The sequence below is a fragment of the Streptomyces colwelliae genome (assembly GCF_048158785.1).
GTDB lineage: Bacteria > Actinomycetota > Actinomycetes > Streptomycetales > Streptomycetaceae > Streptomyces.
The window spans coordinates 1-10,827 of sequence record NZ_JBLTJC010000346.1 but is presented as its reverse complement, the minus strand read 5'-3'; the positions used below and the strand labels follow the sequence as shown (position 1 = coordinate 10,827).

The 10,827-nt window shown below is 68.4% G+C and carries 10 protein-coding genes and 1 pseudogene; 9 read left to right on the top strand and 2 right to left on the bottom strand.

Annotated elements, in window-relative coordinates; all coding sequences use genetic code 11:
• From ACNFOC_RS42920 to ACNFOC_RS42910, 3 genes are all read left to right on the top strand, one after another.
• Positions 1 to 1,319: site-2 protease family protein (locus ACNFOC_RS42920; protein WP_416964428.1), on the top strand; the 1,319-nt coding region annotated here is incomplete at its 5' end.
• Positions 1,320 to 1,369: 50 nt separating this feature from the next.
• Complete coding sequence (locus ACNFOC_RS42915; protein ID WP_416964427.1) at positions 1,370 to 2,275, top strand: tRNA (adenine-N1)-methyltransferase; 906 nt, start codon at positions 1,370 to 1,372, stop codon at positions 2,273 to 2,275.
• A gap of 245 nt (positions 2,276 to 2,520) precedes the next feature.
• Positions 2,521 to 3,102: a hypothetical protein gene (locus tag ACNFOC_RS42910; protein WP_416964426.1), complete on the top strand. Its 582-nt coding sequence runs from the start codon at positions 2,521 to 2,523 to the stop codon at positions 3,100 to 3,102.
• 14 nt (positions 3,103 to 3,116) lie between these two features.
• On the opposite strand, the gene ACNFOC_RS42905 is transcribed toward ACNFOC_RS42910, so the two are convergent.
• A complete protein-coding gene (locus tag ACNFOC_RS42905; protein WP_043682010.1) occupies positions 3,117 to 3,422 on the bottom strand; it encodes a ferredoxin in 306 nt (101 codons plus the stop codon).
• A gap of 386 nt (positions 3,423 to 3,808) precedes the next feature.
• On the opposite strand from ACNFOC_RS42905, the gene arc reads away from it, so the two are divergent.
• From arc to prcA, 6 genes are all read left to right on the top strand, one after another.
• The gene (gene arc / locus ACNFOC_RS42900) at positions 3,809 to 5,575 is read left to right on the top strand and encodes a proteasome ATPase (protein WP_416964425.1); all 1,767 of its coding nucleotides are present in this window, start codon (positions 3,809 to 3,811) and stop codon (positions 5,573 to 5,575) included.
• Positions 5,576 to 5,822: 247 nt separating this feature from the next.
• Positions 5,823 to 7,334, top strand: a complete 1,512-nt coding sequence (dop, locus tag ACNFOC_RS42895; RefSeq protein WP_199811048.1) for a depupylase/deamidase Dop — start codon at positions 5,823 to 5,825, stop codon at positions 7,332 to 7,334.
• Positions 7,335 to 7,489: 155 nt separating this feature from the next.
• Positions 7,490 to 7,708: a ubiquitin-like protein Pup gene (locus ACNFOC_RS42890; RefSeq protein ID WP_416964424.1), complete on the top strand. Its 219-nt coding sequence runs from the start codon at positions 7,490 to 7,492 to the stop codon at positions 7,706 to 7,708.
• Positions 7,709 to 7,740: 32 nt separating this feature from the next.
• Positions 7,741 to 8,334 carry an endonuclease VII domain-containing protein gene (locus ACNFOC_RS42885; protein ID WP_416964423.1) on the top strand — a complete coding sequence of 198 codons (594 nt, stop codon included), beginning with the start codon at positions 7,741 to 7,743 and terminating at the stop codon, positions 8,332 to 8,334.
• A complete protein-coding gene (gene prcB / locus ACNFOC_RS42880; RefSeq protein WP_416964422.1) occupies positions 8,286 to 9,131 on the top strand; it encodes a proteasome subunit beta in 846 nt (281 codons plus the stop codon). Before ACNFOC_RS42885 ends, prcB begins: the two co-directional genes overlap by 49 nt.
• A gap of 78 nt (positions 9,132 to 9,209) precedes the next feature.
• Positions 9,210 to 9,956, top strand: a complete 747-nt coding sequence (gene prcA, locus ACNFOC_RS42875) for a proteasome subunit alpha (protein WP_416964421.1) — start codon at positions 9,210 to 9,212, stop codon at positions 9,954 to 9,956.
• Between the two features lie 78 nt (positions 9,957 to 10,034).
• Here the strand turns inward: prcA and ACNFOC_RS42870 are convergent.
• Positions 10,035 to 10,736, bottom strand: a pseudogene (locus tag ACNFOC_RS42870) (LacI family DNA-binding transcriptional regulator); the annotation flags it as partial.
• Positions 10,737 to 10,827: the final 91 nt, after the last annotated feature.

Here is a 10,827-nt window from a genome sequence, read left to right as displayed (position 1 = left end):
GCGGCGGCGGGCCTCCTCCTCGCGGGTGCGTTCGGCGCGCTCGGCGCGCTCGAGGGCCGTCCGCGTCAGCTGGCGGTGGACGCGGAGGTAGCCGCCGAGGACGAGCATCGACACGATCCAGCCGGTGCCACGCGAAGTTCATCAGCGTCGCCGCCGCCTGCTTGGCGGTGACGCCCGGCGGGCTGCTGATGGGGCGGCCCTTCGGGGTGCCCGTGTACGTGGCGCCCAGTTGGTTCCTCGTCGCGGCGCTCATCACCTGGGTGTTCGGCGGCCAGCTGGACCGCGTGCTGCCCGAGCTCGGCGCAGCCCGCTACCTCGTGGCCCTCTTCTTCGCGGTGGCCTTCTACGGCTCGGTACTCGTGCACGAACTCGCCCACACCGTCGCCGCCCTCCGCTTCAAACTCCCGGTCCGCCGCATCCAGTTGCAGTTCTTCGGCGGTGTCTCCGAGATCGAGAAGGAGGCCGAGACCCCCGGCAGGGAGTTCGTGCTGGCCTTCGTCGGCCCGCTGCTCTCGCTGATCCTCTCGGGCATCTTCTACCTGGCCATGCTGCCCGTCGAACCCGGCACCGTCCCCGGCGTCCTGCTCGCCGGGCTGATGGTCTCCAACCTCATCGTGGCCGCCTTCAACCTCCTGCCCGGTCTGCCCCTCGACGGCGGCCGCATGCTCCGCGCCGTCGTCTGGAAGATCACCGGCAGGCCCATGAGCGGCACCATCGCCGCCGCCTGGGTCGGCCGCGCACTCGCCGTCTCCGTCCTCATCGGTCTCCCGCTGCTCACCCAGACCGGCGCCCTCGGCACCAACACCGAGGACATCAGCGGCATGGACACCGTCACCGACGCCCTGCTCGCCGCGATCCTCGCCGCGATCATCTGGACCGGCGCCGGCAACAGCCTCCGTATGGCCCGACTGCGCGAACACCTCCCGGAACTCCGCGCCCGCAACCTCACCCGCCGCGCGGTCCCCGTCGAGACCAACACCCCGCTCTCCGAGGCCCTGCGCCGTGCCAACGCCGCCGGCGCCCGCGCCCTGGTCGTCGTCGACGCCGACGGCCAGCCCCTCTCCCTCGTCCGCGAGGCCGCCATCGTCGGCGTCCCCGAACACCGCCGCCCCTGGGTCGTCGTCAGCGGCCTCGCCCAGGACCTCACCGACGGCATGCGCGTCTCCGCGGAACTGGCCGGAGAGGACCTCCTCGACGCCCTGCGCGCCACCCCCGCCACCGAGTACCTCGTGGTCGAGGAGACCGGCGAGATCTACGGCGTCCTGTCCGCCGCCGACGTCGAGCGGGCCTTCGTGAAGGCCATGGCCCGCCCCAACTGAGGCACGCGCGCGTGGTCGGCGGCCCCCGCAAACGCCGGTAGGCTGGTCACATGTCCGAACCGACCGGTGCCGCCCGCAGGCGCGGGCCCTTCAAGGTCGGGGACCAGGTTCAGCTGACCGACCCCAAGGGCCGCCACTACACGTTCACGCTCGAAGCCGGGAAGAATTTCCACACCCACAAGGGTTCCTTCCCGCACGACGAACTGATCGGTGCTCCCGAGGGCAGCGTTGTCCGCACCACCGGCAACGTCGCCTACCTCGCGCTGCGCCCCCTGCTCCCCGACTACGTCCTGTCCATGCCCCGCGGCGCCGCCGTGGTCTACCCCAAGGACGCGGGTCAGATCCTGGCCTTCGCCGACATCTTCCCCGGCGCACGCGTCGTGGAAGCGGGCGTCGGCTCCGGCTCGCTCAGCAGCTTCCTGCTGCGCGCCATCGGCGACCAGGGCATGCTGCACTCCTACGAGCGCCGTGAGGACTTCGCCGAGATCGCCCAGCAGAACGTGGAGCGCTACTTCGGCGGCCCGCACCCCGCCTGGCAGCTCACCGTCGGCGACCTCCAGGACAACCTGTCCGACGCGGACGTCGACCGCGTCATCCTCGACATGCTCGCCCCTTGGGAGTGCCTGGAGGCCGTCTCCAAGGCGCTCGTGCCCGGCGGCATCCTGTGCTGCTACGTCGCGACCACCACCCAGCTCGCGCGGACCGTCGAGTCCATCCGCGAGATCGGTTCCTTCAACGAGCCGACCGCCTGGGAGACGATGCTCCGCAACTGGCACGTCGAGGGCCTGGCCGTCCGCCCCGACCACCGGATGATCGGCCACACCGGCTTCCTCCTCACCGCCCGCCGCCTCGCGGACGGCGTCGAGCCCCCCATGCGCCGCCGCCGTCCCTCCAAGGGCGCATACGGCGACGACTACGACGGCCCGAACGCCGCCGGTGGCGCCGCCGGCCGCTGAGCCGCACTCAAAGGCGGCCCTGTGCCGCACTCAACGCACGAACGCCGTGGCCGAGTTCCCGGAAGACCTCCGGAACTCGGCCACGGCGTTCTGCTTCTGACGTACCGCCACCGTCGGACCCTCCCGTGCGGCGCGACCGTGCGACCGGGCGAACGAACTGTCGACCCCGCCGTTCCCCCGCACCGTGGCGTGTGGCAGCATGCAGGCCACCCCCACCGGCACAGCCCTCACAGGAGACACTCCTAGTGCAGCACTCCGCCGTCCCGGAACTGGAACTGGCACACACGAACACCCGCCCCATCCACTGGGTCGCCACTGCCACGGCCATCGCCGGTGTCGTGGCCTTCTCCTCGGGCCTTCAGCCCGACTCCGCGCACGCCGCCCAGGCCGCCGGCCCGCAGACGAAGTCCGCGCCCGCCGCCTCGGCCCCCGCGACCACAGGAGTCGCCTTCCCCCTCGACTGCGGCCCCGTGAAGGCCGTCGTACAGAAGAAGGCGTCCGGAGACCTCGACGGCGACGGCAGGCCGGAAACGGTCGCGGTGGTCCACTGCGACGCGGGCATGGGCACACCGCCCGACGGCGTCTACGTCCTCACCCAGGGAGCGGGCGCCGCCAAGCCGCGCGTCGTCGCCACCCTGGTCGCCCCGAAGGCCCGCGAGACCGTCACCGACTTCGCCGTACGCGACGGCGCGGTGCTCGCGACACTGCTCGGCTACTCGACGGCGGACGTGCCCAGTTGCTGCCCCGACGTCAAGGAGACCGCCAAGTGGCAGTGGCAGAACGGCTCGTTCGTCCGCTCCACCCCCGGCAACGCCCAGAACGTCTGACCATCGGCTGACGCTCAGGCCGCGTCGGGCCCGTACACCTCGACCCGGTCCGCGACCCGGCGCACATGGATGCAGTCCCCGGGACACTCCTTGGCGGAGTCCACGACATCGACCAACAGCGGCAGCGGTACGGGCGTGGTGGCGCCCTTGTCCTGCAACAGCTCGTCGTCCGGGCTCTTCACATAGGCCAGGCCGTCGATGTCCAGCTCGAAGACCTCGGGGGCGTACTGGGCGCAGATGCCGTCGCCGGTACAGAGGTCCTGGTCGATCCAGACCTCCAGCGCCTCGCCGTCGGCCGCGGCCTCGTCCTGCACGGTGATGTCTCCTGTTTCCGCCGGGTGTTGAACATCTTCGACCCTACCTCCGCCCGCCCGGGCGGCCTTTCTCCGCGATCTCAGGTTTCACGCCACCCCATGACGGACACTGTCCGCATGGACACTCTCAGTCAGGAGCACCTTGGCCGGTTTCCACCGGGCGTCGAACCCGCCCGTACGGCAACTCACGTCCGCCGTGAAGGGTTTTGACCAACCCGGCCTTGGAACAGTCCGCTTCTGAATCACGTTGAGTGGGTATCCAATCGGCGTGAGGGAGAGCGCAGGGTGACCGACGACACACCTTGACAGTCTTTGTGATCTAGGGGTTTCAATCGACACCCACCCAGGTAGGGTCTGGAAGCGTCCAGCTCCCCTTGGAGGAGGTGAGGACCGTGGCAGCCCACGACGACGACATGAACCGCGGCATCCGCCCGGGACGAGGGTCCGACGACCCGTCCGGGCAGATTGCCTACCTTGAGCAGGAGATCGCCGTCCTGCGACGTAAGCTCGCCGACTCTCCGCGACACACGAGGATTCTCGAAGAGCGGATCGTCGAGCTGCAGACCAATCTGGCCGGGGTGTCCGCCCAGAACGAGCGACTCGCCAACACGCTCCGTGAGGCCCGCGACCAGATCGTGGCCCTCAAGGAAGAAGTCGACCGGCTCGCACAGCCGCCGGCCGGCTTCGGTGTCTTCCTCGTGGCCAACGAGGACGGCACAGCGGACATCTTCACCGGCGGTCGCAAACTGCGGGTGAACGTCAGCCCGAGCGTGGAACTCGAAGAGCTCCGCCGCGGCCAGGAAGTAATGCTCAACGAAGCGCTCAACGTGGTCGAGGCCATGAAGTACGAGCGTGTCGGCGACATCGTCACCCTCAAGGAGATCCTCGAGGACGGCGAACGCGCCCTCGTGCAGGGGCACACCGACGAGGAACGGGTGGTACGGCTCGCCGAGCCGCTCCTGGACGTCGTCATCCGCCCCGGCGACGCCCTTCTGCTGGAACCTCGGTCCGGCTATGTCTACGAGGTCGTACCGAAGAGCGAGGTCGAGGAACTCGTCCTCGAAGAGGTCCCCGACATCGGCTACGAGCAGATCGGCGGTCTGGGCGGCCAGATCGAGATGATCCGCGACGCGGTCGAACTGCCGTACCTCTACCCCGACCTCTTCAAGGAGCACGAACTGCGGCCGCCCAAGGGCGTCCTGCTGTACGGGCCCCCCGGATGCGGTAAGACGCTCATCGCCAAGGCCGTCGCCAACTCGCTGGCCAAAAAGGTCGCCGAGGTCACCGGCCAGGCCACCGGCAAGAGCTTCTTCCTCAACATCAAGGGCCCCGAGCTCCTCAACAAGTACGTCGGTGAGACCGAGCGGCAGATCCGCCTGGTCTTCCAGCGCGCCCGTGAGAAGGCATCTGAGGGCACCCCTGTCATCGTCTTCTTCGACGAGATGGAATCCCTCTTCCGCACCCGTGGTTCCGGTGTCAGCTCGGACGTGGAGAACACCATCGTCCCCCAGCTGCTCGCCGAGATCGACGGCGTGGAAGGCCTGCAGAACGTGGTCGTGATCGGCGCCTCGAACCGCGAGGACATGATCGACCCCGCCATCCTGCGCCCCGGCCGCCTGGACGTGAAGATCAAGATCGAGCGTCCCGACGCCGAGGCCGCCAAGGACATCTTCGCCAAGTACCTCACCGAGCGCCTCCCGCTCCACCCCGACGACGTCGGAGAGCACAAGGGCGACAAGACCACCACCGTCCAGAGCATGATCCAGACGGCCGTGGAACACATGTACACGGAATCCGAGGAGAACCGCTTCCTGGAGGTCACCTACGCCAACGGTGACAAGGAAGTCCTCTACTTCAAGGACTTCAACTCCGGCGCCATGATCGAGAACATCGTGGGCCGGGCCAAGAAGATGGCCATCAAGGACTTCCTCGACCAGAAGCAGAAGGGCATCCGCGTCTCGCACCTCCTCCAGGCGTGCGTGGACGAGTTCAAGGAGAACGAGGACCTGCCCAACACCACCAACCCGGACGACTGGGCCCGGATCTCCGGAAAGAAGGGCGAACGGATCGTCTACATCCGTACGCTCATCACCGGCAAGCAGGGCGCCGACACCGGACGCTCGATCGACACGGTGGCGAACACCGGTCAGTACCTGTAAAAAGCAGGGCGGCTGCGGGTGCCCTAGGCGGGTACCCGCAGCCGACTGTTTTTCAGGCCATGACCGAACAAGGGGCGCGCGAGGCAATGACGCAAATGATCTCCCCACCAGCGCAAAGCCGTTCTAGGCTCTTCGGTACCGCCGAGTCGCGCAGTGCGGGGACGGGCACCGCACACGCACCGGAGCGCCAGCGGTACTTGAGCGGCGTCCCCAACCGAGGGCGCCGCCGCCGGGCAAGGAGGGCCGCATGACTGTACGGCGAGTAATGGGCATCGAGACGGAGTACGGGATCTCCGTCCCCGGCCACCCCAACGCCAATGCCATGCTCACCTCGTCCCAGATCGTCAACGCCTACGCGGCGGCGATGCACCGGGCGCGGCGGGCCCGCTGGGACTTCGAGGAGGAGAATCCGCTGCGGGACGCGCGAGGCTTCGACCTCGCCCGGGAGGCCGCCGACTCCAGCCAGCTCACCGACGAGGACATCGGCCTCGCCAATGTCATCCTCACCAACGGCGCACGGCTCTACGTCGACCACGCACACCCGGAGTACAGCTCCCCCGAAGTCACCAACCCCATGGACGCCGTCCTGTGGGACAAGGCCGGCGAGCGCATCATGGCGGAGGCCGCGGAGCGCGCGGCCCAACTCCCCGGCGCCCAGCCGATCCACCTCTACAAGAACAACACCGACAACAAGGGCGCCTCGTACGGCACGCACGAGAACTACCTGATGAAGCGGGAGACCCCCTTCTCGGACATCGTGCGCCACCTGACGCCCTTCTTCGTCTCGCGCCAGGTCGTCACCGGAGCGGGCCGCGTCGGCATCGGCCAGGACGGGCACGAGCACGGCTTCCAGCTCAGCCAGCGCGCCGACTACTTCGAGGTCGAGGTCGGTCTGGAGACCACCCTCAAGCGCCCGATCATCAACACCCGCGACGAACCGCACGCGGACGCCGAGAAGTACCGCAGGCTGCACGTGATCATCGGTGACGCGAACCTCTCCGAGATCTCGACCTACCTCAAGCTGGGCACGACAGCGCTGGTCCTCTCCATGATCGAGGACGGCTTCATCGCCGTCGACCTGGCCGTGGACCAACCGGTCCGCACCCTCCACCAGGTCTCCCACGACCCCACCCTCAAGCGCCTGGTCACCCTCCGCAGCGGCCGGACCCTCACCGCGGTCCAGCTCCAGATGGAGTACTTCGAGCTCTCCCGCAAATACGTCGAGGAGCGCTACGGCTCCGACGCGGACGACCAGACCAAGGACGTCCTGGCTCGCTGGGAGGACACGCTCAACCGGCTGGAGAACGACCCGATGAGTCTGGCCGGCGAGCTGGACTGGGTCGCCAAGCGGGAGCTCATGGAGGGCTACCGGCGCCGGGACAGCCTCGACTGGGACGCGGCCCGGCTCCAGCTGGTCGACCTCCAGTACGCGGACGTACGGGCCGAGAAGGGCCTCTACAACCGCCTGGTGGCCCGCGGCCGCATCAAGCGCCTGCTGGACGAGGACACGGTCGAGCGGGCGCGTACGACGCCTCCGGAGGACACGCGCGCGTATTTCCGCGGACGCTGCCTGGAGCAGTACGCCGACGACGTCGCGGCGGCCTCCTGGGACTCCGTGATCTTCGACCTCCCGGGCCGGGACTCGCTCCAGCGCGTCCCAACCCTGGAACCGCTTCGCGGAACGCGTAATCACGTCAAGGAGCTCCTTGACCGCTGTCGAACCGCGGAAGACCTGGTCAGGGTCCTGTCGGGCGGCTGACAGGACCCTCGGGTCCGGGGCGCCGGGCAGGGTGGAACGTCCGGTGGCCGGGAATCATCGAGGTGGCCGCCGTACGTTGTAGGAACTGCGGGGCCGATGTCAGTCCCTGCAAGTAGGGTCTGATCAAGAACGTCGAACCGAGCGGGGTGAGGGTTATGGCGACCAAGGACACCGGCGGCGGACAGCAGAAGGCGACGCGCTCCACGGAGGAGGTCGAACAGCAGGCGGAGGAAGCGCAGGCGACCGACGACCTCAAGGAGCGCCAGGAGAAGCTGAGCGACGATGTCGACTCGGTTCTGGACGAGATCGACGATGTCCTCGAGGAGAACGCCGAGGACTTCGTGCGAAGTTTCGTTCAGAAGGGTGGCGAATAGCCTTCGAATCGAAGGTGACCGGGGGCTTCGGGTTGGCGAACGAAGAAGGCGTGAAGCGCTGCTCGCGGTGCGGGGAATCCAAGCCGCGAGCGGCCTTCGCGGGCAACAAGTCGATTCCTGACGGTCTGCAGGCGTATTGCAGGGAATGCTCTGCGGAGTACTACCGACAGCGCCAGGAGGCCAAGGGGCGGACAGTGCGCGAGAAGGTGCCCGTTCCGCCGGGCCACAAGCACTGCCGAGGCTGTAACGAGGTGAGGCCTCACAGTGACTGGCACCGCAAAACCAGCGCGCCGGACGGCTTGGCGAGCCGTTGTAAGGCTTGCAAGGCGACTGTCGGTCCAGCTGGTCACCTTCGTAGGAAGTACGGCATCACCGAAGCCGAGCGTGACGCGATGGTCGCCTCTCAAATGGGGCTCTGCGTGATCTGTTTGAAAGCTCCTGCGGTTCATGTGGATCACTGCCACGAGACGGGTAGGGTCCGTGGCGTACTGTGCTTCAACTGCAATTCGGCCATCGGCAAGTTGGGAGATGATCCCGACGCTGTTCGTCGGGCTGCCGCCTACTTGGAAGGATCCTCGTGGAAGCCAACACTCGTAGTACCGGGCGTCTACCAGCTGCCTTCCTGACGCCTGGGTCGTCGTCCTTCATGGACTTCCTCTCCGACCACCAGCCGGCGATGCTTCCGGGCAATCGGCAACTGCCGCCCACCCAGGGCGTCATCGAGGCTCCGCACGGGACGACCATCGTCGCCGTGACGTTTCCCGGCGGCGTCGTGCTCGCCGGTGACCGGCGGGCCACCATGGGCAATGTCATCGCGCAGCGGGACATCGAGAAGGTCTTCCCGGCCGACGAATACTCGGCGGTGGGTATCGCCGGCACCGCCGGTCTGGCCGTCGAGATGGTCAAGCTCTTCCAGTTGGAGCTGGAGCACTTCGAGAAGGTCGAAGGCGCCCAACTCTCCCTGGAGGGCAAGGCGAACCGCCTGTCCACCATGATCCGTTCCAACCTCGGCATGGCCATGCAGGGCCTCGCCGTGGTCCCGCTCTTCGCCGGGTTCGACGTGGACCGCGGCATCGGCCGGATCTTCTCGTACGACGTGACGGGCGGCCGTTCCCAGGAGCTCGGTTACGCGGCCACCGGCTCCGGTTCGGTGTTCGCGCGCGGTGCGATGAAGAAGCTCTTCCACGACCAGCTGACCGAGGACGAGGCCACGACCCTGGTGGTCCAGGCCCTCTACGACGCGGCCGACGACGACTCGGCGACCGGTGGTCCCGATGTCGCCCGCCGGATCTATCCGATCGTCACCGTGATCACCGAGGACGGCTTCCGCCGGCTCACCGACGACGAGTCCTCCGAGATCGCCCGCTCGATCCTGGAGCGGCGACTGCAGCAGCCCGACGGCCCGCGCGCCGCGCTGCTCTGACGCAGGGCCCGTTCTTTCAAGGTGATCCTGGTGATCCACTGACTTCGACGGAACTTTAGAAGAGAGGGACGGATACCGGTGTCGACGCCGTTCTATGTCTCACCCCAGCAGGCCATGGCCGACCGGGCGGAGTACGCCCGCAAGGGCATCGCCCGTGGCCGCAGCCTGGTCGTGCTGCAGTTCGCCGACGGCATCGTCTTCGTCGGCGAGAACCCGTCCCGTGCGCTGCACAAGTTCAGCGAGATCTACGACCGGATCGGGTTCGCGGCCGCCGGAAAGTACAACGAGTACGAGAACCTGCGGATCGGCGGCGTCAGGTACGCCGACATGCGCGGTTACACCTACGACCGTGCGGACGTGACCGCCCGCGGTCTCGCCAACGTCTACGCCCAGACGCTCGGCACGATCTTCTCCAGTGCGGCCGAGAAGCCGTACGAGGTGGAGCTGGTTGTGGCGGAGGTCGGGGACACGCCCGACGGGGATCAGATCTACCGGCTGCCGCACGACGGTTCGATCGTGGACGAGCACGGCTCGGTCGCGGTCGGTGGCAACGCCGAGACGATCAGCACCTATCTGGACCAGCGTCACCGCGACGGCATGACGCTCGCGGAGGCGCTCAAGCTGGCCGTGCAGTCCCTGTCCCGTGACACGAACGGCAGCGAGCGGGAGATCCCCGCCGAGCGCCTGGAGGTCGCGGTCCTGGACCGTACGCGTCCGCAGGCCCGCAAGTTCAAGCGCATCGTCGGCCGTCAGCTGTCCCGCCTGCTGGAGGGCGAGAACGCGGACACGTCGTCGGAGGAGTCCGACGCCGACGACGAGGAGTGAGCCGACCTCACCCAGCCCCTCGCGCGCCCCGGCCGGTCATCGGCCGGGGCGCGCGGCGTAGCGGGGGCCGCAGGGGCGTCAGGCGGTGCCTGGTGGTGCCGTAGAGCCCCGGACGACCAGTTCCACCGGGATGTCCCCCTCTTCCGGTACGCGGCCGTCCAGAACGGCCAGGAGGGCGCGCATGCCGTGTTCTCCGAAGAGTTCGGCGTCGAGGCGGACGGTGGTCAGTTCCGGGTCGATGGCGGTGGCGAGGGCGAGGTCGTCGAGGCCGGTGATGGAGAGGTCGTCCGGGATGCGCAGGCCGAGGCGGCGGGCGGCCTTGTAGGCGCCGGCGGCGAGTTTGTCGTCGTCGCAGACCAGGGCGGTCACCCGCGACCCAGGGTCCGCGAGCGCGGCCTCGGCTGCGGCCAGGGCGCCCTCGATGGAGATGGGGGCGCGGGCCGTACGGACCGTGGTGCCCTCGATCTCGCCGACCCGGGCGGCGAGTTCACGCGCGCGTACCTCGAAGGTCCAGGACGGTACGTCGGCGGCCAGGTGCAGGAAGTGGCGGTGGCCCAGGGTCAGCAGGTGGTCGGCGACCTGGCGGATGCCGTCGGCGATGTCGAGGTTGACGGTGGCCGCGCCGAGGCTGCCCTTCGGGTCGCTGTCGAGCATCACCAGGGGGAGCTGGTCGCCGCGGATCGCGGTGAGGGCGTCGGCTGCCATGGAGGAGGCGATCACGCCGTCCAGGGCGGCCTGGGCGGAGGCGAAGGGGTCGCGAGCTGACCCGCGCGAACTGGGACAGCGGCAACTACACCGGCTACCAGGGCCGGCCGGTCCAGCTGCAGTTCCGTAAGAAGGGCAGCTCGGTCTACACCGCGCTGACAACCGT